Annotated in this window: 28 protein-coding genes and 2 pseudogenes; 13 read left to right on the top strand and 17 right to left on the bottom strand. The window is 71.6% G+C overall.

Features of this window, described 5'->3' with window-relative positions:
• Positions 1-19: 19 nt before the first annotated feature.
• The 4 genes and pseudogenes from ACZ53K_RS07660 to ACZ53K_RS07645 form a co-directional block, all read right to left on the bottom strand.
• Positions 20-1,162 carry a tyrosine-type recombinase/integrase gene (locus tag ACZ53K_RS07660; protein ID WP_468832773.1) on the bottom strand — a complete coding sequence of 381 codons (1,143 nt, stop codon included), beginning with the start codon at positions 1,160-1,162 and terminating at the stop codon, positions 20-22.
• A gap of 97 nt (positions 1,163-1,259) precedes the next feature.
• A pseudogene (locus ACZ53K_RS07655) lies at positions 1,260-1,733 on the bottom strand (DUF2637 domain-containing protein); the annotation flags it as partial.
• A gap of 114 nt (positions 1,734-1,847) precedes the next feature.
• Complete coding sequence (locus tag ACZ53K_RS07650) at positions 1,848-2,570, bottom strand: DUF3558 family protein (RefSeq protein WP_468832772.1); 723 nt, start codon at positions 2,568-2,570, stop codon at positions 1,848-1,850.
• 200 nt (positions 2,571-2,770) lie between these two features.
• Positions 2,771-3,667: a hypothetical protein gene (locus ACZ53K_RS07645; RefSeq protein WP_468832771.1), complete on the bottom strand. Its 897-nt coding sequence runs from the start codon at positions 3,665-3,667 to the stop codon at positions 2,771-2,773.
• 161 nt (positions 3,668-3,828) lie between these two features.
• Between ACZ53K_RS07645 and ACZ53K_RS07640 the strand changes: the two genes are divergently transcribed.
• Positions 3,829-5,022: an RtcB family protein gene (locus tag ACZ53K_RS07640; RefSeq protein ID WP_468832769.1), complete on the top strand. Its 1,194-nt coding sequence runs from the start codon at positions 3,829-3,831 to the stop codon at positions 5,020-5,022.
• 409 nt (positions 5,023-5,431) lie between these two features.
• On the opposite strand, the gene ACZ53K_RS07635 is transcribed toward ACZ53K_RS07640, so the two are convergent.
• The 4 genes from ACZ53K_RS07635 to ACZ53K_RS07620 all read right to left on the bottom strand — a co-directional run bounded on the left by ACZ53K_RS07635 (position 5,432) and on the right by ACZ53K_RS07620 (position 7,802).
• Complete coding sequence (locus tag ACZ53K_RS07635) at positions 5,432-5,848, bottom strand: RNHCP domain-containing protein (RefSeq protein ID WP_468832768.1); 417 nt, start codon at positions 5,846-5,848, stop codon at positions 5,432-5,434.
• A gap of 18 nt (positions 5,849-5,866) precedes the next feature.
• Positions 5,867-6,250 carry an RNHCP domain-containing protein gene (locus tag ACZ53K_RS07630; RefSeq protein ID WP_468832767.1) on the bottom strand — a complete coding sequence of 128 codons (384 nt, stop codon included), beginning with the start codon at positions 6,248-6,250 and terminating at the stop codon, positions 5,867-5,869.
• A 374-nt stretch (positions 6,251-6,624) separates the two neighbouring features.
• A complete protein-coding gene (locus ACZ53K_RS07625; protein WP_468832766.1) occupies positions 6,625-7,407 on the bottom strand; it encodes an SDR family NAD(P)-dependent oxidoreductase in 783 nt (260 codons plus the stop codon).
• 59 nt (positions 7,408-7,466) lie between these two features.
• The gene (locus tag ACZ53K_RS07620) at positions 7,467-7,802 is read right to left on the bottom strand and encodes a YnfA family protein (protein ID WP_468832764.1); all 336 of its coding nucleotides are present in this window, start codon (positions 7,800-7,802) and stop codon (positions 7,467-7,469) included.
• Between the two features lie 135 nt (positions 7,803-7,937).
• Here ACZ53K_RS07620 and ACZ53K_RS07615 point away from each other — a divergent pair, with 135 nt between their 5' ends.
• A complete protein-coding gene (locus ACZ53K_RS07615; protein WP_468832763.1) occupies positions 7,938-8,666 on the top strand; it encodes an AAA family ATPase in 729 nt (242 codons plus the stop codon).
• A 705-nt stretch (positions 8,667-9,371) separates the two neighbouring features.
• Here the strand turns inward: ACZ53K_RS07615 and ACZ53K_RS07610 are convergent.
• On the bottom strand, positions 9,372-10,925 hold the full coding sequence (locus tag ACZ53K_RS07610) for an FAD-dependent oxidoreductase (RefSeq protein ID WP_468832762.1): 1,554 nt from the start codon (positions 10,923-10,925) through the stop codon (positions 9,372-9,374).
• Positions 10,926-11,037: 112 nt separating this feature from the next.
• Here ACZ53K_RS07610 and ACZ53K_RS07605 point away from each other — a divergent pair, with 112 nt between their 5' ends.
• The 3 genes from ACZ53K_RS07605 to ACZ53K_RS07595 all read left to right on the top strand — a co-directional run bounded on the left by ACZ53K_RS07605 (position 11,038) and on the right by ACZ53K_RS07595 (position 13,076).
• Entirely contained in the window at positions 11,038-11,640 is a 603-nt protein-coding gene (locus ACZ53K_RS07605) for a TetR/AcrR family transcriptional regulator (RefSeq protein WP_468832760.1), read from the top strand.
• 153 nt (positions 11,641-11,793) lie between these two features.
• The gene (locus ACZ53K_RS07600) at positions 11,794-12,297 is read left to right on the top strand and encodes a cupin domain-containing protein (protein WP_468832759.1); all 504 of its coding nucleotides are present in this window, start codon (positions 11,794-11,796) and stop codon (positions 12,295-12,297) included.
• Entirely contained in the window at positions 12,294-13,076 is a 783-nt protein-coding gene (locus ACZ53K_RS07595) for an SDR family NAD(P)-dependent oxidoreductase (RefSeq protein WP_468832758.1), read from the top strand. Before ACZ53K_RS07600 ends, ACZ53K_RS07595 begins: the two co-directional genes overlap by 4 nt.
• A 39-nt stretch (positions 13,077-13,115) precedes the next feature.
• On the opposite strand, the gene ACZ53K_RS07590 is transcribed toward ACZ53K_RS07595, so the two are convergent.
• From ACZ53K_RS07590 to ACZ53K_RS07570, 5 genes and pseudogenes are all read right to left on the bottom strand, one after another.
• Positions 13,116-13,346: a hypothetical protein gene (locus ACZ53K_RS07590; protein ID WP_468832756.1), complete on the bottom strand. Its 231-nt coding sequence runs from the start codon at positions 13,344-13,346 to the stop codon at positions 13,116-13,118.
• Between the two features lie 58 nt (positions 13,347-13,404).
• Positions 13,405-13,917: an STAS domain-containing protein gene (locus ACZ53K_RS07585; RefSeq protein ID WP_468832755.1), complete on the bottom strand. Its 513-nt coding sequence runs from the start codon at positions 13,915-13,917 to the stop codon at positions 13,405-13,407.
• Between the two features lie 176 nt (positions 13,918-14,093).
• Positions 14,094-14,696 carry a serine hydrolase gene (locus ACZ53K_RS07580; protein ID WP_468832817.1) on the bottom strand — a complete coding sequence of 201 codons (603 nt, stop codon included), beginning with the start codon at positions 14,694-14,696 and terminating at the stop codon, positions 14,094-14,096.
• 188 nt (positions 14,697-14,884) lie between these two features.
• Positions 14,885-15,097, bottom strand: a pseudogene (locus ACZ53K_RS07575) (serine hydrolase domain-containing protein); the annotation flags it as partial.
• Positions 15,098-15,288: 191 nt separating this feature from the next.
• Entirely contained in the window at positions 15,289-15,840 is a 552-nt protein-coding gene (locus ACZ53K_RS07570) for a hypothetical protein (protein WP_073769157.1), read from the bottom strand.
• A gap of 270 nt (positions 15,841-16,110) precedes the next feature.
• Here ACZ53K_RS07570 and hemL point away from each other — a divergent pair, with 270 nt between their 5' ends.
• From hemL to ACZ53K_RS07530, 8 genes are all read left to right on the top strand, one after another.
• Positions 16,111-17,418: a glutamate-1-semialdehyde 2,1-aminomutase gene (gene hemL / locus ACZ53K_RS07565; RefSeq protein WP_468832754.1), complete on the top strand. Its 1,308-nt coding sequence runs from the start codon at positions 16,111-16,113 to the stop codon at positions 17,416-17,418.
• A 38-nt stretch (positions 17,419-17,456) separates the two neighbouring features.
• Positions 17,457-18,137: a histidine phosphatase family protein gene (locus ACZ53K_RS07560; RefSeq protein ID WP_468832753.1), complete on the top strand. Its 681-nt coding sequence runs from the start codon at positions 17,457-17,459 to the stop codon at positions 18,135-18,137.
• A 186-nt stretch (positions 18,138-18,323) separates the two neighbouring features.
• Positions 18,324-19,541, top strand: coding sequence for a polysaccharide deacetylase family protein (locus ACZ53K_RS07555; protein WP_468832751.1), 1,218 nt, complete (start codon positions 18,324-18,326; stop codon positions 19,539-19,541).
• A 143-nt stretch (positions 19,542-19,684) separates the two neighbouring features.
• A complete protein-coding gene (locus tag ACZ53K_RS07550) occupies positions 19,685-20,299 on the top strand; it encodes a TlpA family protein disulfide reductase (RefSeq protein ID WP_468832750.1) in 615 nt (204 codons plus the stop codon).
• Positions 20,300-20,306: 7 nt separating this feature from the next.
• On the top strand, positions 20,307-21,068 hold the full coding sequence (locus ACZ53K_RS07545; RefSeq protein WP_468832815.1) for a cytochrome c biogenesis CcdA family protein: 762 nt from the start codon (positions 20,307-20,309) through the stop codon (positions 21,066-21,068).
• A 3-nt stretch (positions 21,069-21,071) separates the two neighbouring features.
• On the top strand, positions 21,072-22,802 hold the full coding sequence (gene resB, locus ACZ53K_RS07540; RefSeq protein WP_468832749.1) for a cytochrome c biogenesis protein ResB: 1,731 nt from the start codon (positions 21,072-21,074) through the stop codon (positions 22,800-22,802).
• Positions 22,799-23,887 (top strand): c-type cytochrome biogenesis protein CcsB, encoded by a 1,089-nt coding sequence (gene ccsB, locus ACZ53K_RS07535; protein WP_468832747.1) that lies wholly within the window; start codon positions 22,799-22,801, stop codon positions 23,885-23,887. Before resB ends, ccsB begins: the two co-directional genes overlap by 4 nt.
• 56 nt (positions 23,888-23,943) lie before the next feature.
• A complete protein-coding gene (locus ACZ53K_RS07530; RefSeq protein ID WP_468832746.1) occupies positions 23,944-24,465 on the top strand; it encodes an SRPBCC domain-containing protein in 522 nt (173 codons plus the stop codon).
• Here ACZ53K_RS07530 and ACZ53K_RS07525 read toward each other — a convergent pair.
• From ACZ53K_RS07525 to ACZ53K_RS07515, 3 genes are all read right to left on the bottom strand, one after another.
• A complete protein-coding gene (locus ACZ53K_RS07525) occupies positions 24,444-25,085 on the bottom strand; it encodes a DUF4291 domain-containing protein (protein ID WP_468832745.1) in 642 nt (213 codons plus the stop codon). The two genes, ACZ53K_RS07530 and ACZ53K_RS07525, sit on opposite strands and share 22 nt — an antisense overlap.
• 62 nt (positions 25,086-25,147) lie before the next feature.
• The gene (locus ACZ53K_RS07520) at positions 25,148-26,158 is read right to left on the bottom strand and encodes an isopenicillin N synthase family dioxygenase (RefSeq protein ID WP_468832743.1); all 1,011 of its coding nucleotides are present in this window, start codon (positions 26,156-26,158) and stop codon (positions 25,148-25,150) included.
• On the bottom strand, positions 26,151-26,579 hold the full coding sequence (locus tag ACZ53K_RS07515) for a nucleoside deaminase (protein WP_468832814.1): 429 nt from the start codon (positions 26,577-26,579) through the stop codon (positions 26,151-26,153). The genes ACZ53K_RS07520 and ACZ53K_RS07515 overlap by 8 nt, the downstream gene beginning before the upstream one ends.
• Between the last annotated feature and the right edge of the window lie 24 nt (positions 26,580-26,603).

Here is a 26,603-nt window from a genome sequence, read left to right as displayed (position 1 = left end):
GGCGCAGCGAGCACGGGCTTCATCGCGCGGCCACCTCCCGCTGAGCGGCCACGCGTTCCACGGCCTCCCGCTTCTCGCGCTCGTTGGCGTGCAGGTAGATCGCAGTGGATGCGGCCGACACGTGCCCCATCAGCTGTTGCACGACATCGATCGGCACGCCGGCCCTGACCCAGGCCGTTGCCGCGGTGTGTCGCAACATGTGCGGGCGTGCGACGAACCCGCACTGTTGCGACAGCCGCTCGAACATGCCTTTCGCTGCCTGGTAGGTCATCGCCTTGCCCAGAGGCCGCTGATAGAGATTGACGAAAACCAAATCGTTCGCTTCGGCCTCGACCACCGCATCGCGGTCGAGGCGATAGGCCACGTACTCGGCCACCGTGGGGGCGTCGACCGGGACGACCCGCGGGTAGCGGGACTTGGCCAGGGCTTTGTTCTCGTTGTCCCGGCGGTGACGTACGTGGACGTGGGCGCCGGAAACGCTGCAGCCGAGGGCCCGGGAATCCGGCAGGAAGTGCATGTCCTGCCTGCGCAGCCCCAGAGCCTCCCCGATGCGGATACCGGTCGCCAGCATCAGCACCACCAAGAACCGGTCGCGAGCCGTACGGCACCCGGCCACCACCGCGGCAACCTGCTCCTCGGACAGGGCTTCGTAGGGTTTCTCCACCTCCCGTGACTTGATCGCCTTTGCCCGCACTGTGCGGAACTGCCCGCGCTCACCGGCATCGAGGCCAGGCGGAGGGGTGGCGAGATAGCGAGGCTGAGACAAGCGGTCCGCCACCTCTGGCGCGATCACGCTGTGCAGTGCGCAGTACCGCAGGTACTCGACCACCGCCGTGATCGTCGCGTTGACCGTTGTGCCGGAGCGTGACTTGCCTCGCCAGCCGGGAGTGGCCTCCAGCCAGAACCTGAATCGGGCCATCGACGCGAGGGTGACGGTTCTCCAGTCGACTGCATGCTCGGCACACCAGGTCAGGAACAAGGCCAGGCGCCCCGCGTAGACCCTGATGGTGTTCACGGACCGGTCCGCACCGTGCAGGAACGTCAGGAAGTCCGTCCCCTCCCGGTGGATGGCGAGCCGGGGATCGAGAATGACCCATCGGGTGCTCTGAGGATCTCCCGTAGGGGACAAGGCTCGCTCAGCTTGGAAGGCATGGGCGTTCATGCCGTACCTAACGTGACTCCCGCGTTGTAGATACTTGTGAGCCACGAACGAGTTACAAGATGTGCCGAACGTCCCTGGCACGTCAGATTGGCATAGAGATATTCATCCGGCGCCAGAGCCGGAACGTGGACGGGAACGCCAGCAGCCAGCGGGCCAGGCGGACGCCCTCCATGTGCTTGTCGGCGGTGAGGTCGGCGATCCGGCTGACGGCGTGCCGGGCGGCCTCGACGGCGACCACGAAGAGGACCGGGATCACCGCGTGCATCCCGACGCCGAGCGGGTCCGGCCAGGCCGCGGCGCCGTTGAAGGCGATGGTGGCGGCGGTCAGCAGCCAGGCGGTCTGGCGCAGCAGGGGGAACGGGATGCGGGTCCAGGTCAGCAGCAGGTCCAGGGCGAGCAGGACCACGATCCCGGCGTCGATGCCGATGGGGAAGACGGCGGAGAAGGCGCCGAAGCCCTTGCGCTGGGCGAGGTCGCGTACGGCTGTGTAGGAGCCGGCGAAGCCGATGGCCGCGATCAGGGCGGCGCCGGCGATGACCAGGCCGATCAGGATGCGGTGGGTACGGCTCAAGCGCGTCGCGTGTGTCGTCGCGGGCACCCGCGATCCCTCCCCGGCCTCGGCTGACTGTGGCGGCTCAGCCTGGCACACCCGTCAAGCCGGGCCGGGGTGGGAGGGCCCGGGTGGTTACTGGTTGGCCTTGCCCACCGCGGCGACGGCTTCCTTGGCGGCGGTTTCGGCGGCCTTGAGCAGGTCGCTCGGGTCGGGGGCGTCGGCGCCGGCCAGGCCCGCGCCGTTGTAGTTGACGGTGACCACGACGTTCGCGGTGCGGGCGATCACCGTCTGGTTCTTGAAGTCGGAGTCGTCCTTCTTGAGGTCGTAGGTGATCCAGGAGGACTCGTCGCCGTTGCCGTCGACCGTGCCGGTCTTGGTGTTCTTGGCGTTCTGGGTGGCCTTGGCGGCGTCGACCTGCTTCTTGTAGAAGTCGGTGGCGCGCTTCTCGCCGGTGCCCAGGGTCGGGTCGGAGTCGTAACGCTGGAAGCCGACGTCCAGCCAGCGGTACTGGGTGCCGTCCACGCCCTGGGAGTCGGAGCTGTTCCAGGCGCAGTAGCCGCGGGCCATGGCGTCGGAGGACTTGCCCTGCTCGCCGTCCTCGTTCTTGGTCTTGGGTACCAGCTTCTTGACGGTGTCCTTGGACACGGCCTGGCAGGGACTGGGCAGCTTCTTCATCTTGGCGGGCGTGACGCTGGGGGTGGAGCTGCCGCTCTTGCTGGGGGCGGCGGACTTCGACGCGCCGCCCGAGTCCTTCTTCTTGCCGGAGTCGTCGTCGGAGGAGCAGCCGGCGACGAGCATCACCGGTACGGCTGCGCAGGCGAGGAGGCTGGCGAGTCGCTTGGCTGAACGGTGCATGGTTCCTTCGCTGTTTGTCGTCGTTCGGCGCGTCGCACTGGACGCCGTCGGGTGCCGCGTGAGGTCCGGGTGCGGGCCGCGTGCGGTACGTCCTTCGGGGCGCGCGGCGACACTGCCGCGCGCGGGGCTCGGGGGCACACGGTACGCGGCGGAGGGCGGCCGGAGGGCGATTCGTGACGTTACTCGCCGGACAAAGCGGACTATTCGTTGAAGCGGTCGGCCAGTTCCTGGGCCAGCGCCTGTGCCTTGTCCTGGAGGTCCTTGCTGTCGGGCAGCGTCGTCTTGTCAGCCGACCACCGGTCGTAGGCGATGGTCACGATGACGTTCGAGGAGCGGAAGACGATCGTGACATCGCGGTGTACGCCACTGTCGGCGGTGACCAGCTTGTCGTTGAGGAACGCGGCGTCACCGAGGCCGTCCAGGACGCGCGGAGCCGTGGCGGAGCCGGGCGCGTCGCTCGCGCCGCCGCCCGGCGGGGTGGTGGGTGTGGCGGGGGAGGAAGGGGAGGAGGGGACGGGGGATGCCTTGCCGCCGGCGGTGCCCTTGCCGGCCTCCTGGTCTCCCCCGGTGTCCTCGCCGGGCTTCTTGTCCTTGTCGCCGGAAGGCGTGGGGGTGGGCGTCGGCGCCGCGCTGCTGCCGGACGGCAGGTCGGCGGCCAGTTCCTTCTTCCCGTAGACGGTCTGCGCCTTGTCGTCATCGCTGACCGCGGGGTCGTAGGAGACGACCCGCTCGAAGTCGAGGGTGAGGTGGCGGGTGCCGTCGGGTGCCTCGCGCTTCCAGCGGCAGCCGACCCTGCGGTCCGTGTCGTAGGTGATGTCCGCGGTGCCCGCGTAGATCTTCTCGGCGTCCTGCGGGCTCTCCGTGCCGCCGGGCGGCAGCAGCTTGCGCAGGGTGCCCTTGGCGGGCAGGCTGCACGGCTCGGGGAGCGTCTTGTATTTGCCGGGCTCGGCGGACTGCGACGCGGCGGCCGCGTCGCCGCTCTTGGTGTCGGCGGCACCGCTGCCGGTTCCGGAGCCGCCGCTGCAGGCGCTGAGCGTGGCGGCCAGTGCTGCCACGGTCGCCAGTGCGGTACCCGGTACGAACGACCTTCGCTGCACCGTACCCGGCTCCTTCCGTAGGAAATCTGGTTGCCGTGGCAAGACGGCAGATGGACACAATGTCTACCGCACGTTCTGCTGCGTACGCCGGTTCCCTGTCCTTGATCAGGCTTCTTGTCCGGCTTTTGCTATTTGCTGATTTTCGGGGGAATGAGGAAGCTATGTCGTACACCGAAGTGCCCGGGGCGAAGGTTCCGATCCGGATGTGGGCGGATCCGTCCACGGTCGAGGGTGCTGCCATGCAGCAGCTGCACAACGTGGCCACCCTGCCATGGATCAAGGGCCTGGCCGTGATGCCGGACGTGCATTACGGCAAGGGCGCGACGGTCGGCTCGGTGATCGCCATGCACGGGGCGGTCTGTCCGGCGGCCGTCGGTGTCGACATCGGGTGCGGTATGAGCGCCGTGCAGACCTCGCTCACCGCGAACGATCTGCCCGGCGACCTCTCCCGCCTCCGCTCCAAGATCGAGGAGGCCATCCCGGTCGGCCGGGCCATGCACGACGACCCGGTGCACCCGGGCCGCCTGCACGGCCTGGCGACGAGTGGCTGGGACGACTTCTGGGGCCGCTTCGACGGGGTCGCCGAAGCGGTCAGGTTCCGGCAGGACCGGGCCGTGAAGCAGATGGGTTCGCTCGGCGGCGGCAACCACTTCATCGAGTTCTGCCTCGACGAGTCCGGCGCGGTGTGGCTGATGCTGCACTCCGGCTCCCGCAACATCGGCAAGGAACTGGCCGACTTCCACATCGGCCAGGCGCAGAAGCTGCCGCACAACCAGGGCCTGGTCGACCGCGACCTCGCCGTCTTCATCGCGGACACCCCGCAGATGGCGGCCTACCGCAACGACCTCTTCTGGGCGCAGGAGTACGCCAAGCACAACCGCGCGATCATGATGGCCCTCTTCCAGGACGTGGTACGCAAGGAGTTCAAGAAGGCCAAGCCGACGTTCGAGCCGGTGATCTCCTGCCACCACAACTATGTGGCGGAGGAGCGGTACGACGGGATGGACCTGCTCGTGACGCGCAAGGGCGCGATCCGGGCCGGGAGCGGTGATTACGGGATCATTCCCGGTTCGATGGGCACCGGTTCGTACATCGTCAAGGGGCTGGGGAACCCGGCGTCCTTCAATTCCGCCTCGCACGGCGCGGGCCGGAAGATGAGCCGCAACGCCGCGAAGAAGCGTTTCTCGACGCGGGACCTGGAGGAGCAGACGCGGGGTGTGGAGTGCCGTAAGGACTCCGGCGTCGTGGACGAGATCCCGGGCGCGTACAAGCCGATCGAGAAGGTCATCGACCAGCAGCGGGACCTGGTGGAGGTCGTGGCCAAGCTCAAGCAGGTGGTGTGTGTGAAGGGCTGAGTTCCGGCGCCGCACGTACTCCGGGGTGGTGCGGCCCGGCTCCTGTCTGGTGGTGGGACTGCCGGATTCTCCAGGACAGTCGGGCGACTGTCGCGCGGTCCTGGGCGATGAGGAAGCGGGCGAAGGAGATGCGCACGCGAGCCCAGCAGATGTGCGTCCGGAACCAGGACATCCTGGAAAGCGCTCGACGTGGTGTGGAAGCGCCTCGGGCGGGTCACAGCGCCGTCCGCTGATCGACCTTCCCGCAGAGATGAGCAGTTATTACTGAGCACCATTGCTGGCTTAGTGGCACCGAGCACAACAGAGGCGCCAGGAAAGACAACCGCCGGGACCGGCCGGTGCCGGGCCCCGCGGCGTCAGGGCCCGGCACCGGCGTGTCATGAGGTGGCCGCTTCGTGTCCTCGGGGTGTCACAGGCTGATCAGCGCCCGTACGGGCATCCGGGTGTCGGCCAGCGGGCGGACCGCCAGGATCACCAGTGCCAGGGCGTTGTCGTCGCCCGCGGTGCGGTTGGTGCTCAGTGCGCCGCAGGCCAGGCACTGGTGGATCAGCAGCCATTCCCCGTCCTGCCGGGTGGTCAGGCACAGGGCCCGCATCCGGCCGCCGCAGTCCGCGGACCGGTCGCCCGGGATCCTGCGGTCGACGTGGCGGCTGGCCAGGCAGTGCGGGCAGTGGTTGCGGTGGGCGGTGCCCGGTGCGGTCAGCGGGACCTCCAGGCGGCACTCGACGCAGCGGAAGGTGTCGCCGGAGGCGCCGCCCGGCCCGTGGAGGACGTCCTTGGGCCGCTGGGTGCGGCGCTGCTGTCGGGGAGTACGGCGTCGTGGCATGGCTCCGTCACTCCCCGCTCACAGGTCGCCGAACGCTTCGAGCGGGAACGGCGGCTGGGCCAGTGGCCGGACCGCCATCCGCATCAGGATCAGCTGGTTGTCGTCCGGGGAGACCGGGTTGGACGTCAGCTCGTCGCAGCGGGTGCACCGGTGGATGACCATCCAGTCGTCGGTGCGCAGCACCGCGATCGCGATGGGCGACATACGGGAGCCGCAGGTGGACGGGCCGCCCTCGACCGCGTCCCGTACGTGCCGGGAGTGCAGGCAACTGGGGCAGTGGTTGCGGCGGTTGCCGTCCGGATCGAGGGTGGTGACGGTCAGCCCGCACCGGACGCAGGTGAAGGTGTCGGTGCGCGGGAGCGGGTTCGGGCGGTGCGGGTTCTTGGAGCTGTTGGACAGCACTCGGGGACTCCTTGCCGGAAAACATGGGTCATGGCAGCGGGAGCGGGCCGAGCGGCCTCGGTCGTACGGGCAACGGGCGGCACCGCGCGAAGGCGGGTGCGGCCGGGCCGGTGCGGCGGACGGCGGCCGTCAGACGGTGAAGGTCAGCGGCGGGGTTCGTCCGCGCGGTGGTGAGGCGCGCTCAGCGCCGGCCGGGGCATAGACACTGCTTTCCAGGGCGCCGGGGCCCGAGAGTGGGGACACGTGCGAGGTCGTGCACGTGCGACGGCGCGCAGATGCGCCGACCCTGGAGACGGTACGGGCGGGGGCCGCCGCGGCGCCAGCGGTTTTTCCGGTGGCGCCGCGGGGCGGCCTTCGCGTGCCGGGTGGGTGCTTCAGGAAGCGCGGTGCACCTTGGAGTTGGAGGCCTGGGCGCGGGGGCGGACGACGAGGAGGTCGACGTTGACGTGGGCGGGGCGGGTGACGGCCCAGCCGATGGTGTCGGCGACGTCGTCGGCGGTCAGCGGCTCGGCCACGCCCTGGTAGACCTTGGCGGCCTTGGCGGTGTCGCCGCGGAAGCGGGTGGTGGCGAACTCGTCGGTCTTGACCATGCCGGGGGCGATCTCGATGACGCGGACGGGCTCGCCGCACAGCTCCAGCCGGAGCGTCTCGGCGATGACGTGCGCGCCGTGCTTGGCGGCGACATAGCCGCCGCCGCCCTCGTAGGTGCCGTGGCCGGCGGTCGAGGAGACGACCACGACCGTGCCGTCCCCGGAGGCGGTCAGGGACGGGAGCAGGGCCTGGGTGACGTTGAGTACGCCGAGGACGTTGACCTCGTACATGGTGCGCCAGTCGGCCGGGTCGCCGGTGGCGACGGGGTCGGCGCCCAGGGCGCCGCCGGCGTTGTTGACCAGGACGTCCACCGAGGCGTGCTGCTCCCGGAGGTGGGCGGCGAAGGCGTCCACCGCGGTGCGGTCGGTGACGTCGAGCTGGTGGGCCTCGGCGTCGGGCAGTTCGGCGGCCAGCGCCTCGATGCGGTCCTTGCGGCGGGCGGCGAGGACGACGCGGTAGCCCTCGGCGGCCAGCCGGCGGGCGGTGGCGGCGCCGATGCCGCTGCTGGCTCCGGTGACGACGGCGGTACGGGTGCGGGCGGCGGGCGCGTCGGGTACGGCGGTCATGCGGTGGCTCCTCGGGCGCTGCGGGCGTGGTCGTGGTGCCTACGCAGGATATGCGCGGGTCAGCGGCCCCTGGGCGCGTACATGATCACAGCCATGCCGGCCAGGCAGATCAGCGCGCCGGCCACGTCCCAGCGGTCCGGGCGGTACCCGTCCGCGACCATGCCCCAGGCCAGCGAGCCCGCGACGAAGACCCCGCCGTATGCGGCGAGGATGCGGCCGAAGTCGGCGTCCGGCTGGAGGGTGGCGACGAAGCCGTACGCGCCGAGGGCGAGCACGCCCGCGCCGATCCAGATCCACCCGCGGTGCTCGCGTACGCCCTGCCAGACGAGCCAGGCGCCGCCGATCTCGAAGAGGGCGGCGAGGACGAAGAGGGCGATGGAGCGGGAGATCAGCATGGGGCCAGCGTAGGGAGGAGGAGGGGTGGGGGCGGGGTGTGGCGGTGAGGCGGGTGGGGGCGTGGGGCGGTCATGGGGGCGCGCGGGCGGGCGGTGTGCGGGGCGGTTGTCAGTGGCGTGTGAGAGCTTCGAGACATGCTCATCGAACGCGCGTACGTGCATCTCTCCGAGAAAACGAGGGCGGAGAGCGGGGACAGCTGGCCCTGGACGGTTCCCTGCGTGCGGCGGTTGGTCGCGGACGGGCTGAAATTCAGCGCGCCGGTCACCTTTCTCGTGGGGGAGAACGGCTCCGGCAAGTCCACCCTGGCCGAAGCCCTGGCGGAGGGCTTCGGGCTCGACTCGTACGGCGGCTCGGCCGGTTACAAGTACGCCAGTTCACGCGTGCCGTCCGAGCTGGGCCTGGCGATCCGCTTCGACGCGACGATGGCGGGCCGCCGGATGGTCCGCGGGCCGCGCACCCGCAGGCACGGCTTCTTCCTGCGTGCCGAGACCGCGTGGGACGCGCTCGGCCGTGAGCGGCTGTCGGGGGCGCCGGAGGAGATGAGCCACGGCGAGGGGTTCCTGATGGCGTTCCGGGAGAAGTTCCGGCAGCCGGGGCTGTATGTGCTGGACGAGCCCGAGGCCGCGCTGTCGTTCTCCTCCTGCCTCGAACTGCTCGGGGTGCTGCACGACTTGGGCCGCAGCGGCGCCCAGGTCGTCTGTGCCACGCACTCACCGCTGCTCACGGCCCTGCCCGGCGCGGAGATAGTCGAGGTCGGTGAGCACGGCATGCGCTCGGTGGAGTGGGACGAGCTGGCCCTCGTCGACCATTGGCGCCGCTATCTCGCCGACCCGCGGGCGTATGTGCGGCACATCATCGACTGAGGGGAAGGGGGCGGTATCGGCTGTGGGGAGGGGGGCGGTGGCGTGCGCGCCGGGCGCGGCCGCGGAGCGCCGGAGGTGGCCGGGGGCGGGCGTCCGGAAGCGGGGATTGACGGGAAAGGGAAATGCTCCGGCGGCGACCGCTGAGTGAAGGGCGAACCACTGGCCAAAAACCGTACGGTGCGTCACATCCGCTGGCCGGGCCCCTTGTCAGGCGGCTGGGGTGTCCCTAGATTCCCTGTTTACCGGGGGGTACGACACTGATCGGCGGACGGCGGACAGAGCGGTGAACCGCGGCTTTCCGTTGATCGGTGGATAACTGGTGACCACCTCGAATTCCCCGCGGTGTATCCGGGTGCGTGGACGCGCCCGGCCCGCCCCGCGTTTTCGGGGACCGGTTCCACCTTCCATCGCGCGCGACCGCACGGACTTCGGTGGCGGGCGGCGGAAACCGGGCAGCTGCGGGATCCGGTTCGGCCGCCAGGCCCGGCGAGCGTCCGTCCGCCCGGCCCGGGGACGGCCGGGTGTACAGGGCGACGTGGACCCGTCCCCCGTTCATGGCCGGGGGGCGGGTCCACGTGGGCCGCACCGGGTGCGGGGCGGCGTGCCGTTGGATCCAGGCCGGGACGCTGGTCGGGTTCGGGCCGGGATGCCGGTCAGGGGCAGGTCGCGGCGCTGGTCAAGCTCGGGCCGGGGCGCCGGTCGGGCTCAGGCCGCGGCGCGGACCATGGAGACCCGGCCCGAGCCGGTCCAGTGGTCCAGGGCGCCGCGCAGCGACGCGGCGCGCGCGGCCGGGACGGTCTCGTCGGTGGCCCAGGCGATATAGCCGTCGGGGCGCACGAGAAGCGCGGTGCGCCGGTCGCTGACCCACGAGGCGCGGACGAAGCGGTCGGCCGAGTCGGGCACGACGTCGTCCTCCGGCGCGACGAGCACGAACGCCCCCTCCCGCAGCGCCTCGTACAGCCGGGTGCCGCCCGCCAGCCGGAAGTCGGGGGCCCGCTTGCCCGTGAGCGGGTGGGCGCCGCGCTCGGCCGGGTAGGAGATGCCCACCCCGCTGATCATCGCCAGTGCCCGGTCCGTCAGGGGCGGCACCACGTTCATCAGCCCGGCGACCGAAGCGCGCAGCGCCCGCGCCGGCGCGCTGCGCAGCTGGGCCGCCCGGATGAGCGTGCCACTGCTGCTCAGCACCATCTTCCCCACCGGGTGGCGCTCGGCGTGGTAACTGTCCAGCAGGCTGTCGGGTGCGTCGCCGCGCAGTACGGCGGCCAGCTTCCAGCCGAGGTTGGCGGCGTCCTGGAGCCCGGTGTTCATGCCCTGGCCGCCGGCCGGGGAGTGGACGTGCGCGGCGTCGCCCGCGAGGAAGGCGCGGCCGACGCGGTAGCGGGGCACCTGGCGCTCGTCGCTGTGGAAGCGGGAGGTCCAGCGCACCTCGCCCATCCCGTAGTCGGTGCCGAGGGCGAGGCGCAGGTAGCTGCGGACCTCGTCGGGGCCGACGGGGGTGTCCTCGGGGATCTGGCGGCGGCGGTCCCAGCCGACGACGCGGTACCAGCCGTCACCGAAGTTGGCGACGACCGCGATGGCGTCGCCGCTGGCGTTGCCGACCATCGGGAGGTCGGGCTGCTCGTCGAGCCGTACGTCGGCGAGGACGACGGAGCTGACCACGGCGCGGCCGGGGAAGGGCAGGCCGAGTGCCTTGCGGACGGTGCTGCGCACGCCGTCCGAGCCGACCAGGTAGGACGCGCGGTACGTCGTGGCCGTCCCGTCGTCCTCCTGTACGCGGGCCTGGACGCCGTGGGCGTCCTGGTCCAGGCCGGTCACCCGGGCCCCGTACCGGAAGGTGACACCGGCCTGCTGCGCGCGCCGCTCCAGCAGCCGCTCGACCTCGTACTGCGGAGTGATCAGCACGAACGGGAAGCGGGAGGGCAGCCGGGTCGGCTTCAGGACGAGGCCGCCGAAGAGCCGCATGCTCCGCAGCGTGTGGCCGCCCGCCACCAGTTCGTCGGCGAGGCCGCGCGCGTCGAGCTGTTCGAGGCTGCGGGCGTGCACGGCCATCGCGCGGGTCAGGTTGCTGAGGCCGGGGGCACGGCGCTCCAGCAGGGTGACGCGCAGGCCGGCGGCGGCGAGGTCCCCGGCGAGCAGCAGTCCGGTGGGGCCGGCGCCGACCACGAGGACGTCGGCGGTCTCGCCGGGGTGCGCGGTGTCTGCGGGATGCGCGGTGGCCGCGGGGTTCGGGTCGTCGGTGGTGCCGGGATCGCGGTACATGGCCGCCTCCAATGCCAACGAGTGTTTGCCAACGGTTGTTGGTCAACGCTTGTTGGCAACGATAGGGCCGGTGTGCTGGCCAGTCAACAGTTGTTGGCCTACAGTCGTTGGCATGGCTGAGACCCATTCCTCCCCCCTCGCGCCGGACGCCGCACCGGACCGCCCCCGCCGCTCCGACGCCACCCGTGCCGCGATCCTCGAAGCCGCCCGTGAGCGCTTCGCCGCCGACGGCTACGAACGCGCCACCATCCGGGCCGTCGCCCGGGACGCGGGCATCGACCCGTCGATGGTCATGCGCTACTACGGCAACAAGGCGGGCCTGTTCGCGGCGGCCTCCGAGATCGACCTGAAGCTGCCCGACCTGACGTCCGTGCCGCGCGAGCAGCTCGGATCCCTGCTCGTACGGCACTTCCTGGACCGCTGGGAGCGCGACGAGGCGCTGACCGCGATGGTGCGCGTCGCCGTCACCAACGAAGCGGGCGCCGACCGGCTGCGCGGCGTCTTCGTCGAACAGATCAGACCGGCGCTCGCTGCGGTGTGCGCGGTTCCGGACGAGGACGCGTCCCGCGCGGCGCTGGTCGGCTCCCAGCTCGTGGGCATGGGCATGCTGCGGTACGTCCTGCTGCTGCCGCCCGCCGTCGACCTCGGCCGCGAGGAGATCGTCAGCTGGCTGGCGCCGACCATCCAGCACTACCTCACCTCCGAGCATCCGTAGAGCCGGTGCGACTCCGGCCGGGCGCCCGCCCCGGTCCGTCCCGAACGCGCCCGACTTCGGTGATCCCCGGACGTCGCGGCACCGCCGTTCTACGGTGGTGCCCGTACCAGTCGTACGTGCCGCCGTACCCGCAGTGGACCGGGAAGGAGACGCATGGCCCGGCAGCCGTCCGTGTCACCGTCGCCCCAGGAAATCGTCGAGCTCTACGGACTGGAGCCGCTGCCCAGGGAGGGCGGGCGCTACCGGCAGACCTGGGCGGGCCCCGAGCGCCCCGACGGGCGGCCGGAGGGCACCGCGATCATCGTGTTGCTCACCTCCGAGCCCGGTGACCGCTGCGCGCTGCACCGCCTGCCCGCCGACGAGGTCTGGCACTTCTACCTCGGCGACCCGCTCTCGCTGTACCTGCTGGACCCGTCCGGTGACGCCCGTACGGTCGTCCTCGGCCCGGACGTCCTGGGTGGCCAGCACCTCCAGTTCACGGTGCCGGCCGGCACGTGGATGGCCGCCGAGGTCGCCAGGGGCGGCGCCTGGTCGCTGTTCGGCTGCACCATGGCGCCGGGCTTCACCTTCGGCGGGTACGAGCACGGGGACGCCGCCGAACTGGCCGCGCGTCACCCCGGGGAGGCGGCGCGGATCACCGCGCTGTGCCGCCCGTGACCGCCCCCGCGGGCTGCCCGGAGCTGCCGTCCCTGGCGGGCCAGGTGGCCCTGGTGACCGGCGCGGGCGGCTGCCTCGGCACCGGCATCGCGCTGCGCTTCGCCGCGGCGGGCGCCGCGGTCGTCGCCCACTACCGTTCGAACGCCGCGGCCGCCGACGCGCTCGTCGCCCGTATCGGGGCACAGGGCGGCAGCGCGCTCGCCGTACAGGCCGACCTGTCCGCCGAGGAGGAGTGCCACCGCCTGGTGCGCACGGCGGCGGAGTGGCGCGGCGGGCTCACCGCCCTGGTGAACAACGCGGGCGTGCAGCCCGACCAGGACCTGGCGGCCATGACCGTCGCCGACTGGCGCGCGGTCAACGACACCAACGTGCTGAGCGTCTTCGCCTGCACCCAGGCCGCGGCCGCGGTGATGCGGGACGGCGGCGGTTCGGTCACCCACATCGCGTCCATCCAGGCGCACCAGCCCGCGGCGGGCCACGCCCACTACTGCGCGTCCAAGGCGGCCGTCGCGATGCACGCCCGCTCGGCCGCGCTGGAGTACGGACCCGACGGCATCCGCGTCAACAGCGTCTCGCCGGGCCTGGTCGACCGCGAGGGCCTGGAAGCGGCCTGGCCGGACGGCGTCACCCGCTACCGGCGGGCGGCTCCGGCCGGCCGGCTCGGCCGCCCCGAGGACATCGGTGACGCGTGCGTCTTCCTCGCCTCACCGATGGCCGCCTGGGTGACCGGCCACGACCTGGTGGTGGACGGCGGGGTTTCGGCCAGGCCCGCCTGGTGACCGTCCGCCCGCCGTCGGCCCGTCCGGGCCGCCCGCGGGCTACTTGCCCTTCGCCGCGCCGCCACCCCGCTCCGCGCGGTACCGCCGGTCGTACCGGTCCTGGCGGATCCGGCGCTCCCGGTAGGCGCGGTACTCCGCGTCGTAGCCCAGGTAGCCCTGGCGGTGGCGCACGGCGAGGTAGAGCAGGACGGCGGAAGCCAGCCACCACACCGGATTGGTGAATCCGGCGATGACCGTGAGTGCGAACGAGACGAGCAGGAGCGCGAACACTGCGCACCTCCCACAGAGTGTGCGGTGATGGAAGCGCGCCGCCCGGAACGCTCCCTGTTTACGCCGCCGCCCCGGCCGGTGGACCGGGCGGGCCGGCGGCTGCGGTCCCGGTCGCGGTCTCCAGGCCGGGGAAGACCGGCAGCAGCCGGTTCAGCCCACTGGCCTGCAGCGCCGTGAGGACGGCGGGACTGGGCCGGACGAGTCGCAGGACACCGCCGTGGGAGCGGGCCCGCCTGGCCGCGGCGACGAGCGGTCCGAGGGCCAGCGCGCAGCAGTCGGTGACCTCGGACAGGTCGACGATCAGCAGGCTGCCGTGGTCGCGGGGCAGCCGCCGCAGGCGTTCGCGCAGGGTGGGCAGGGTCGCCAGGTCCACCCTGCCGCGCACGATGAGGACCGCGAAGTCGGTGTCGGTCACCGGCACCGACGGCGCTTCGTCCGCGGCGGGACCCGGTGGTCCGGCCGGAGCGGACGTGCGGTCCGGTGCGTACCGGGCGTGGTGACGGGTCGGGGGCACCCGCGAGCCCACCGCGCCGACGCGCGGGAGATCGAGGGAGGTTCCGGGGTCTGCCATCAGCACGCGCCTCCTCGGGGCGGACGGGCTTCCGCGCTGCCGGGGACTCGGGCTGCACCCTCCAGGGTAGTGCGGGGGAGGTGGCGCGAACAGCGTGCGTGACCGACCGGTCGGGTGGCGGGGCGTCTTGACGGCGCATCAGCCGTCCGGCGCGCGCCGTGCGCATCCGCCGTCCGTCAGCCCCCGCCGTCCGTCGGCCCCTCGTCTCCGCCGTCCGCCGGGCCGTCGTCCACCAGCAGCCGTACCCCGGTCCGGTCGGCCTCGTCCAGGCCGCCGTCGAGGCAGTGCACGACCACCCACTCGCCGCTCTCCCGGTGCAGCCCGGTGAAGACCGCGGCGTCCCGGGTCCCGCCGTTGTGCCAGATCAGCGGGCCGTTCCGGCGCCAGGTCAGGGCCGGCGGCCCCAGCACCCGCTCGACCAGCAGTCCGCGGGTCAGGGCGGCGACGGCGGCGGGCGTGGCCCAGTAGCCCCCGGCGGGCAGGACGGCGCCGGTCATCGTCCACGGGGCGCGCGGCCGGCCCCATGGGCCGGTTCCCGCCATCCGCTGTGCGGCGGGCGGCCGGGCGGTCATCTCCTCGATGCCCAGCGGGCCGAGTACGTGGCGCTGTACGACCTGCTCGTACGGCTCTCCGGCGGCCGCGGCGAGCGCGGCCCCCAAAACGGCGTAACCGAAGTTGGAGTACTCCTCGGTCTCGCCGGGGGCCGTGGTGGCGATCCGGTCGAGCCGGCCCACGAGCGACCGCAGCGCCGCGGCGTCGAAGAGGCGGTACGGGTCCATAAGAGCCTGTCTTTGAACCCCCGCCTGCGCCCCGACGCCCGGCACGCACGCTCGCCGCACGGCGCCCCAGGACAGGTGGCTCCGCCACATGACCTGGAACGCCGCACACCGATCGCACGCACCGAACGCCGCGGCGCCCGCGCTTCGCGCGAACGACGGGGGTTCAAAGACAGGCTCTTACGGGGCAGGCGCAGCGGCGGCAGCCTGGGCAGGCCCGAGGTGTGGTCGGCCAGGTGGCGCAGGGTGATGCCGGTGCCTTCGGGCGCGTCGAGCCAGCGTTCCACGGGGTCGTCCGGCGTGAGCGCTCCGCCGGCTGCCAGCCGGTCCAGGGCCGTGCCGGTGAGCACCTTGGTCAGTGAGCCGATCTCGACGTACGCGTCCGTGCGGTGACCGCCGGTCACCCGGGGCGGGGCGGACGGCCGCAGGATCAGGGTCCGTGTGCGCGGCCGGCGCCGCGGTCGTAAAGCCACGAGATCACACGCTACAAGAGCCCCCGGACGCGCCCGGGGCAGCGGCTTGCCGGGGCCCGCCCCCGGCGGGCGCGGGGGACGGCCGGGCCGCGCCGGACCGGCGGGGCCGTCCGTAGGTCAGGTCACGGCCACACCAGGCAGTACGCCTGGTGTCCGGCTTCGTGCAGCCGGTGGGAGAAATCCTGCCATTCGTGGAGCAGTTGGTAGACGGTGAAGGCGTCGCGGGGGCCGCCGCGGTCGGGGACCGTGGACCAGATGAAGGCCGCGGCGCCCACCGATTCCTCGCCGACGCCGCGCAGCGGGTCGACGACCGTCATGGGGAGCTTGACGACGGCGTAGTCGGGATGGAGGACGACCAGTTCGAGCGGGGGTACCTTGTGCAGCGGTATGCCTTCTATACCGGTGAGGACCATCGCGGCCATCGTCTCCGGTTTGATCTTCGTGAACATGCCGCCCATGCCGAGCTCGTCGCCGCCGAGCTCTTCGGGCCGCATCGAGATCGGCACGCGCGCCGCCGTGGCTCCGTTCGGCGCGCCGAAGTATTTGTACGTCACCCCCATGCGGCCGCCTCTGTTTCCCCCGCCCTTGGTCTCCTCGCGCCGGTGGCGGCCCCGCTGGTCGCGCTCAGGCCCCCGGTCATCGGTGCCCTCGCCCAGTCCGCCACCGCGATGCATATCTCCACCCGACCACTCGCAGCCCCAGCCGCGCAACCCGATCATCGTCTCAGAGACCTCCCCCGTCACCGGCGCGTGAAACGCCCGGCCGCGCGCCCCCGTGCGCCTCTGAGACCATTGCTTGCGTGACTTACTCGTACGTTGACCCAGTTTTGCAGACCCGCAGGGTCTGACACCTGGACGAGAGCGGGGGGTTTTCCGTTCCGCCCTCAGCCCGGGTGCCGCCGCCGGCCGCCGCCCCTTCCTACGTTTGTGCAGGTCAGGATCACAGTGCCTTTTCCCTATGAAGCCCCAGTTTCGCAGACGCTCTTCGACCGTGCGGCCGTTGTGACGCCGGGCGGGGTGAACTCTCCCGTGCGCGCGTTCGGCGCCGTGGGTGGTTCGCCCCGGTTCATGGTGTCCGGTACCGGTCCCTACCTCACCGACGCCGACGGACGCGAGTACGTCGACCTCGTGTGCTCGTGGGGTCCGATGATCCTCGGACACTCCCACCCCGAGGTGATCGCCGCCGTCCAGGAGGCCGTCGCCCGCGGCACCTCCTTCGGCACGCCCGGCGCGGGTGAGGTCGAGCTGGCCGAGCAGATCGTGGACCGGATCGAGCCGGTCGAGCAGGTCCGGCTGGTCTCCTCCGGCACCGAGGCGACCATGTCCGCCATCCGGCTGGCCCGCGGCTTCACCGGCCGGACCAAGGTCGTGAAGTTCGCCGGCTGCTACCACGGGCACGTGGACGCGCTGCTGGCCGCGGCCGGCTCCGGCGTCGCGACGTTCGGCCTGCCGGACACGCCCGGCGTCACGGGCGCCCAGGCCGGTGACACCATCGTGCTGCCGTACAACGACATCGACGCCGTACGGGCCGCCTTCGCCGCGCACCCCGGCGAGATCGCCTGTGTGATCACCGAGGCGGCGGCCGGCAACATGGGCGTCGTCCCGCCGCTGCCCGGCTTCAACCAGGGCCTGAAGGACGTCTGCGCCGAGAACGGCGCGCTCTACATCTCCGACGAGGTCATGACCGGCTTCCGGGTCAGCCGCACCGGCTGGTACGGCATCGACGGCGTCCGGCCCGACCTGATGACCTTCGGCAAGGTCATGGGCGGCGGCTTCCCGGCCGCGGCCTTCGGCGGGCGCGCCGATGTGATGGCCCACCTCGCGCCGGCCGGCCCGGTCTACCAGGCGGGCACCCTGTCCGGTAACCCGGTCGCCACGGCCGCCGGTGTCGCGCAGCTCAAGCTGCTGGACGAGGCGGCGTACGAGAAGGTCGACGCGGTCTCGGAGCAGGTGCGTTCGCTGGTCACCGACGCCTTCACGAAGGCGGGCGTCGCGCACCGCCTCCAGGTCGCGGGCAACATGTTCTCGTTCGCCTTCACCGACCGGGACGTGACCGACTACGCCTCGGCCAAGGCGCAGGAGGCGTTCCGCTTCACCGCCTTCTTCCACTCGATGCTCTCCCAGGGCGTGTACCTGCCGCCGTCCGCCTTCGAGTCCTGGTTCGTCTCGACGGCCCACGACGAGCGGGCGGTCGAGCGGATCGCCGCCGCCCTGCCGTCGGCCGCGCGGGCCGCCGCCGAAGCGACCGCGTGAGCGCGGCGGGCGGCGGAGCGGACCGGAAGATGGGTGACATGAGCAGCGAAGACATCACCGTCGTACACCTGATGCGGCACGGCGAGGTGCACAACCCCGAGGGCGTGCTGTACGGGCGGCGGCCCGGCTACCACCTCTCCGAGCTGGGCCGGACCATGGCCGACCGGGTCGCCGAGCACCTGGCCGGCCGGGACGTCACGCATGTCGTGGCGTCCCCGCTGGAGCGGGCGCAGGAGACCGCGGCGCCGGTCGCCAAGGCGCACGGACTGGATCTGGCCACCGACGAGCGGCTGATAGAGGCGGCCAACGTCTTCGAGGGCAAGACCTTCGGGGTCGGTGACGGCGCGCTGAAGAAGCCCGGCAACTGGAAGTACCTGACCAACCCGTTCCGCCCGTCGTGGGGCGAGCCGTACCTGGAGCAGGTCGTACGGATGATGGGGGCGCTGGGCGCGGCGCGCGACGCGGCCCGCGGGCACGAGGCGGTGGCGGTCAGCCATCAGCTGCCGATCTGGATCGTGCGCAGCTTCGCCGAGCGGCGGCGGCTGTGGCACGACCCGCGCAAGCGGCAGTGCACGCTCGCCTCGCTGACCTCGTTCACCTTCCGCGGCGACAAGATCATTTCGGTGGGTTACAGCGAACCGGCGCTCGATCTGGTGCCGGTGCACCTGCGGGCGGGTGCCAAGCCGCAGGCGGGTAAATCCAAAGCCTTCGGGGCGTGACGTCGGACCGGCCTTTTGCATCTTGTGGTGTGAGGGACGCGAGAGGCCGGTGTGACGTGAGGTCATCTACAAGCAAAATAATAAATTCGCGCCAATAGCCCGGAACCTCCGTGTTCGACAAAACCTCTTACTGCATGTCCGTTTATTCGGACATTGAGTAAGACGAGTACGGATGGGGACGACGGTATGCGCGCGATCAGTCGGCGGAACGTGCTGGGCATGGGAGTGGGTGCGGCCGCGGCGCTCGGCGTCGCGGGCTGCTCCTCCGACTCGGGCTCCGGGACCGGCAACGCCAAGAACGACGTGCAGGCCAAGGCCAAGCCGATCGGCGACGGCTCGACGGCCGACGCGGGCCCGCAGCCCCACCAGCCGGAGAAGCCGCGCCGCCTGGAGCCCGGCGAGACCCCGCCGCAATTCGTGATCTTCTCGTGGGACGGCGCGGGCGAGGTCGGCAACGGCCTCTTCCCGCGCTTCCGCAAGCTGGCCAAGGACCACAACGCGGGCATGACCTTCTTCCTCTCCGGGCTGTACCTGCTGCCCGAGTCGAAGAAGCACCTCTACCACCCGCCGAACAACAAGGTCGGCGCCACCGAGGTCGACTACCTCACCGACGAGCACATCAAGGCCACCTTGCAGAACGTCCGGGAGGCGTGGCTGGAGGGCCACGAGATCGGCACCCACTTCAACGGGCACTTCTGCGGCGAGGCCCGTACCTCGGTCAAGCACTGGACCCCCGCCCAGTGGCAGTCCGAAATCGACCAGGCCAAGGACTTCGTCAAGAAGTGGCGTACGAACACCGGCTTCACCGACCTGGAGCCGCTGCCGTTCGACTACGAGAAGGAACTGGTCGGCAGCCGTACGCCGTGCCTGCTCGGCCAGGACAACCTGCTGCCGACCGCCAAGAAGCTGGGCTGGCGCTACGACGCCAGCTCGCCGGGCGGCCTGCAGATGTGGCCCAAGAAGAAGATGGGGCTGTGGGACTTCCCGCTCCAGCAGATACCTTTCCCCGGCCACCGGTTCGAGGTCCTCTCCATGGACTACAACATCCTCGCGAACCAGTCGAAGAACTCCACCAAGGGCCCGCCGGCCAATTACCCGGGCTGGCGCAAGGAGGCCGCCGGCGCCTACATCAAGGGCTTCGAGCGGGCCTACGAGACCAACCGCGCGCCCCTGTTCGTCGGCAACCACTTCGAGCAGTGGAACGGCGGGATCTACATGGACGCCGTCGAGGAAGCGCTCAAGCACATCGCCGACGAGAAGCGCAAGGATGTGCGCCTGGTCTCGTTCCGGCAGTTCACCGACTGGCTCGACGCGCAGGACCCCAAGGTCGTGGCCAAGCTCCAGGGCCTGCCGGTAGGCCGGAAGCCGGCCGGCGGCTGGAAGACGTTCCTCGCGGGCGCCTGAGACGCCGCGGTACCGGCCGGGGCCGCGCGCCCCGGCCGTACCGTTTCCGCCCGCAGGCCCCCTGACGTGCCCCGACACGATCGGCAGGGCCCCGGCGAGGGGGGTGCGGAAGATCCGTAACCGCCCCATGCGAAACTTTTCACATGAGTGCCTGCCGCGTCCCCCGACGACTCGCCAGTCATCGCCGCACCGCGCTGTTCGCCGCGGGAGCCGCGCTCGCCGCGCTGACGCTGAGCGCCTGCGGCGAGGGCACCTCCGGCGGTTCCGAACAGACCAAGTTCGTCGAGGGCAAGGACGGAGTCGAGCGGGTCGCGAAGCAGGACCGCAAGCCCGTCCCCGACCTCACCGGCAAGACCACCCGCGGCGAGAAGCTGGACGTCGCGGACTACAAGGGCAAGGTCGTGGTCCTCAACGTCTGGGGATCGTGGTGCGCCCCCTGCATCGCCGAGGCCCCCAACTTCGCCAAGGTCGCGAACGAGACCAAGGCCAAGGGCGTCCAGTTCGTCGGCATCAACACCCGCGACTCCCGGGAGTCGCAGGCGATCAGCTTCGAGGACCAGCACAAGGTGCCGTACCCGAGCCTGTTCGACCCGACCGGCAAGCTGATGCTGCGCTTCCCCAAGGGCAGCCTCAACCCGCAGGCGATCCCCTCCACCATCGCGGTCGACCGTGAAGGCAAGATCGCCGCGCGGTCCATCGGGCCGCTCGGCGAGGACGAGCTGCGCAAGATGGTGCAGCCGCTGATCGACGAGAAGTGATCACGTGATCACGCTCGCCGCCGCCACCGGACCCGCCTCCACCATCACCTCGGGCGCGCTGCTGCTCGCCGTGCCCGTCGCCCTCCTCGGCGGACTGGTCTCCTTCTTCTCGCCGTGCGTGCTGCCGCTCGTACCCGGCTACATGTCCTACGTCACCGGCGTGACCGGCACGGACCTCGCCGACGCCAAGCGCGGCCGGATGCTCGCCGGCGCCTCCCTCTTCGTCCTCGGCTTCACCGCCGTCTTCGTCTCCACCGGCGCGCTCTTCGGCTACTTCGGCAGCAAGCTCCAGGAACAGCAGGATCTGATCAACAAGATCCTCGGCGTCCTGCTGATCCTGCTCGGCCTGGCCTTCGCCGGCGTCCTGAAGAACTTCGGCCAGCGCGAGCTGCGCTTCCACCGGAAGCCCGCCATGGGGCTGGCCGGCGCCCCGGTGCTGGGCGTGCTCTTCGGCGTCGGCTGGACGCCGTGCCTGGGCCCGACCCTCACCGCCGTCAGCTCGCTCGCCATCGACCAGGCCAGTGCCGGGCGCGGCGCGCTGCTGACCGTGGCCTACTGTCTGGGACTGGGCCTGCCCTTCATCGCCGTCGCACTGGCCTTCCGCAAGGTGCTGGGCGCCTTCGGCTGGGTCAAGCGCCACTACGTGTGGGTGATGCGGCTCGGCGGCGGCATGATGGTCGTGCTCGGCGTCCTGCTCCTCACCGGAGCGTGGGCCGACCTGATGTCCGGCCTGCAGCGCTGGTCCAGCAGCTTCACCCCAGGGATCTGATTGATGTCCACCAAGACCGACGCCGCCCGCGACGCCGACGACGCCGATGTCGGCGCCGCGGGCTCGCAGCTGTCCACCGCGCCCGAGGAGGAGGTCTCCTTCCCGTCCCTCGGGCCGATCGGCTGGGCCCGGTGGTTCTGGCGGCAGCTGACCTCGATGCGGGTCGCGCTGATCCTGCTGTTCCTGCTCTCGCTGGGCGCCATCCCCGGCTCGCTGGTCCCGCAGACCGGCATCGACCCGACCAAGGTCGAACAGTTCCGGGCCGACCACACGACGCTGGCGCCGGTCTACGACAAGCTGGGCCTCTTCCACGTCTACAGCTCGGTGTGGTTCTCCGCGATCTACCTGCTGCTGTTCATCTCGCTGATCGGCTGCATCGTGCCGCGCACGTGGCAGTTCGTCGGCCAGCTGCGCAGCCGCCCGCCGGGCGCCCCGCGGAGGCTGACCCGGCTGCCCGCGTACACGACGTGGCGTACGGACCGGGCGCCCGACGAGGTGCTGGGCGCCGCGCAGCGGCTGATGAAGAAGCGCCGCTTCCGCGCGCACACGGTCGGTGACGCGGTCGCCGCCGAGAAGGGCTACCTCCGCGAGGCCGGCAACCTCGTCTTCCACATCTCACTGATCGTGATCCTGGTGGCGGTCGCCGTCGGCAGCCTGTGGAAGTCCGAGGGCGGCAAGCTCGTCGTCGAGGGCGACGGCTTCGCGAACAGCCTCACCCAGTACGACAACTTCAAGTCCGGTGCCTTCTACGACAGCGACGACCTCGAACCGTTCGGCTTCTCCCTCAAGAGCTTCGACGCGTCCTACGAGCGCACCGGCCCCCAGAAGGGCACCCCGCGCGAGTTCCGCGCCAACATCTCGTACTTCCAGGGCGCGGACGGCACGGAACACCAGGGCAAGATCGAGGTCAACCACCCGCTGGAGATCGCCGACTCCAAGATCTTCCTGCTCAACCACGGCTACGCGCCGGTGGTCGAGGTCACCGACGGCCGCGGCAAGCAGGTCTACAGCGGTGCGGTGCCGTTCCTGACGCAGGACATGCAGAACTTCACCTCCACCGGTGTGGTCAAGGTGCCCAACGCGCAGACCGCGGCCGGCCGGCGCAACCAGCTCGGCTTCTCGGGCTTCTTCGTGCCGACGTACGGCGGCAAGGGCTCGGGCTCGATGTTCTCCACGTTCCCCGCGCTGGACAATCCGCGGCTGACGCTGACCGCGTACCACGGCGACCTCGGCGTGGACTCCGGACTGCCGCAGAGCGTGTACCAGCTGGAGAAGAAGAACCTCAAGCAGTACAAGCAGGACGGCCGGGCCGTCGCCCAGATGATGCAGCCCGGCGAGACGATGAAGCTGCCCGGCGGCGACGGCAGCATCAAGTTCGTCGGCGTCAAGCAGTGGGCCACCTTCCAGGTCTCCCACCAGCCCGGCAACGGCCTCGCGCTGATCGGCGCGGTCGCCGTGCTGCTCGGCCTGGCCGGCTCGCTGTTCATCCAGCGCCGCCGGGTGTGGGTACGGGCCGTCCGGGGCGCCGACGGGGTGACCGTCGTCGAGCTGGCGGGCCTGGGCCGCAGCGAGTCCGCCCGCCTGCCGGAGGAACTGGCGGACCTGGCGGCGGCCCTCGGGCCGGACGCGCCGCAGGCCGCCGACCCTTCCCCCACCCCCACCGAGCCCGAGAACGCGGCGAAGCCCTCCGACTCCGCCGATCCTGCTGATCCCTCCGAAGGAGCGCGCGCGTGAACCTCGCTGCCGCAGCCACCAACGAGAACCTGGCCAGTATCAGCAATGTGCTGATCTACTCGGCCATGGCCGTCTACACCCTCGCCTTCCTCGCGCACCTCGCCGAGTGGGCCTTCGGCAGCCGCAGCAAGGTCGGCCGTACGGCCGCGGCCCTGACCGCCACGGTGCCCGCCCCCGCCAAGGCGGCGGCCCGGTCGGAGCAGGGCGGCGGCACGGCCGTGCTGGAGCGCCCCAAGGTCGTCACGCGCGCGACGAACGGCAGCCGGGACGTCCCGGACGGCCCGGGCGCCGCGGGCGGCACCGAGAAGGGCGACCTGTACGGCCGGATCGCCATCTCGCTGACCACTCTCGCGTTCCTGATCCACCTCGGCGGCGTCCTCACCCGCGGCCTGTCCGTGCAGCGTGCCCCCTGGGGCAACATGTACGAGTTCTCCACCACCTTCGGCATGGTCGCGGTGGCCGCGTACCTCGTCCTCCTCGCCCTGAAGAAGAACGTCCGCTGGATCGGCCTGCTGCTGACCGCCACCGTCCTGCTGGACCTCGGCGTGGCCGTCACCTGGCTCTACACCGACAGCTCCCAGCTGGTCCCGGCCCTGCACTCGTACTGGCTGTGGATCCACGTCAGCTGCGCGATCATCTCCGGCGCCTTCCTCTACCTCGGCGCCGTCTCCACGCTGCTCTACCTCTTCCGCGACCGCTACGAGAGCAAGCTGGCCGACCCGTCCGGCAAGCAGCCCGGCGCCTTCGCCACCTCCGTCATGGAGCGCCTCCCCGCGGCCGCCAGCCTGGACAAGTTCTCCTACCGCGTGAACGCCTCGATCTTCCCCCTGTGGACCTTCACGATCATCGCGGGCGCGGTCTGGGCCGGCGAGGCCTGGGGCCGCTACTGGGGCTGGGACTCCAAGGAGATCTGGTCCTTCGTCACCTGGGTCGCCTACGCCGCCTACCTGCACGCCCGCGCCACCGCGGGCTGGAAGGGCCGCAAGGCCGCCTACCTGGGCCTGTTCGCCTTCGTGACGTACATCTTCAACTACTACGTCGTGAACTACTTCTTCTCGGGGCTGCACTCCTACTCCGGAGTCTGACCCGGTCGGCGCAGTACGCCCCTGCGAGAACCGGTGCCGTACGCGACGGTGGCCTCATGGATCGCCTTGAGAGCCCCGTTCCGTACGGCACCGCCGTTTCCGCCGACGACACCCACACCCTCCGCTACGAGCTGGGCTTTCCGCAGCCCGTGCAGGAGGTCTGGGACGCGGTGGCCACCCAGGAGGGCCTGCCGGGCTGGCTCGCGGTCGCCGAGCCGTTCGTACGGCGCGAGGGCGGTGCGATCACCCTCCGGTGGCAGAACACCGACGAACACGGCACCGCGACGGTGGCTCCCGGCCAGGTCACCGGCTGGGGGCCGACCCGGCTGGCCGAGTACACCGTCGACATCCACGGCCGGATCCGCTTCGAACTGCGGCCCGGCGCGTCCGGCACCCGCCTGCGGTTCACCAACGAGTTCACCGGATCGCCCTCCTGCCGCCTGGACTGCCTCGCGGGCTGGCACCACCACTTCGAGTTCCTCACCGAAGCCCTCGGCGGCCGCCCCAAGGACTGGGCCACCTGGAACCTGGACCGGTGGCGGGAGCTGCGCGCGGACTACGCGGCTGCCGGGCAGTGAAGGCCCGGGGTCTCGGCCGGAGCCGGGTAGGGGCGTTCCTCCGGGAGCAGACCGGCGGCGGCGGTCAGGTCGCCGCGGGCGACCAGGGCGTGGATCTGGTGGGCGAGCGGGGTCACGTCGCGGATGGCGACGGTCCACTCGTCGGCGTAGCGGCGGGAGGCCTCGCCGGCCAGGCCGAGCTGGAGCGAGCGGTGGGGCAGGGGCCTGAGGTGCAGATCGCGTTCGGGGTCCCACTGGACGCGGGCGGGGGAGTCGCGCAGCTGCCGCTTCCAGGCGTCGCGGCCGGTGTGGACGGCGGAGTCGTAGTGGGACAGGCAGGCGTTGCGCAGCGCCCAGTCGAAGCCCGTCCGCTCGATCTCGATGGCGAGGACGCGCTCCTGGCCGGGCTTGGCGGCCCAGCCGCAGCGGTACATCATCCACCGGAACGACGGCTTGATCCACGTCATCCGCTCCCGCTTCCAGGCAGGCGGGAAGCGGCCGTCGCGGGCGGCGGGCAGGCCGAGGGACGGGCCGTACGCCTGGTAGACGGTGATGGTCGTGCCGGTGTGGGCGGCCCGGATGCGGCGGAGCGGTTCGGGGTGGGTGGTGGATCGGATCGGGTCGGTGTCTTCGCTGTTCATGGGCGGTCAGTCTGTGCGAGCGGTGGTGCGGTGGGCCACTGATTTAGGCGGCGGCCCGGGCGTCAGGAGGCGCCCTGCGCGTTGATGGCGGCGAGCTGCCCGCGCAGATACGTGTGGGAGTCGGCCAGGGAGCCGATGCGGGTGCCGGGGTCGCACTCGTAGAAGTAGACCAGCGACATCAGCTCTTCGGAGGGGATGTCGGGCGGTGGCGGCAGGACGCGGTGGCGGCCGGAGCGCCAGCGGCCTTCGGTCCAGTGGGTCATCAGGTCGCCGATGTTGACGGTGAGGGAGCCCGGTACGTACGGGGCGTCCTGCCAGCCGGTGCCGCCGTACGCCGGGTCGGTCCAGATCTGGAGGCCGCCCTTGCCGTACTGCCGGTCCAGGACGGTGACCGTGCCGAAGTCGGTGTGCGGACCGATGCGGAACTGGCCGGGCAGCGCCTCGCCCACCGTCTCCGTGCCCGGATACCAATTGATGTTGAAGCCCCAGGTGGGGTGGGCGGTGTGCCGGGTGAAGCGGTCGGGCGCGGCGCCGAGTGCCGCGGCGAGGAGTTCGAGGAGGAGGTCGGAGAGGGCGCGCAGGGCGGTCAGCAGGTCCTGGACGTCGGTGCGGAGCGCGGGGACCTGGTGGGGCCAGATGTTGGGCAGGAACCACTCGGCGTCGACGGCCGGGACGCCGGTCGGCTCCTCGGAGGCGAAGGACAGCGACTCCTTCAGGTCCGGCGGGGTCGCGGTGCCTTCGGCGGCGCCGTTGGCCTCGGCGCCGGGGCCGAGCCAGCCGCGGCCGCCGACCTCGGTGGCGTACGGCTGCTTCGCCGCGGCGGGCAGCGCGAAGAACGTACGGGCGGTGCTACGGACCCGGTCGCGCAGGTCCTGGCCGATGCCGTGGCCGGTGACGAGGAGGAAGCCGGCGGCGCGCAGCCCGGCGTCGACGGCCTCGGCGATGCCGCGGCGGGTGTCGGCGTCGCCGGTCCGCCAGCGGGTGAGGTCGATGGTGGGGACGGGAGAGGCGGGAGGGGCAGGGGAGGCGGGAGAGCCGGACGGGGTGGGCGCGGGGCCCGGGGGCTCACTCATGGCCGATGTCCTCGTTCCACAACGCGGGCCGGGCCGCGATGAACTCGCGCAACAGGGTCCGGCATCCCGCGTCGTCCAGCAGCACGATCCGTATGCCGCTCTGCGCCAGCCACTCGTGCCCGCCGTGGAAGGTGCGCGCCTCGCCGATCAGGACGTGCGAGATGCCGAACTGGCGGATCAGGCCGCAGCAGAGCCAGCACGGGGCGAGGGTGGTGACCATCGTCGTACCGCGGTAGTCGCGCCGGCGGCCCGCGGCGCGGAAGGCGGTGATCTCCGCGTGCGCGGACGGGTCGCCGTCCTGGACGCGCCGGTTGCGGCCGCGTCCGAGGACGGTGCCGTCGGCGTCGCACAGCGCGGCGCCGATGGGGATGCCGCCCTCCGCCAGCCCGGCCCGTGCCTCGGCGACCGCCGTCGTCAGCATCTCGCGCTCCCGGTCCTTCACGAC

Source organism: Streptomyces sp. NPDC033221, assembly GCF_055577005.1.
This window is presented reverse-complemented; position numbering and strand designations above follow the sequence as displayed.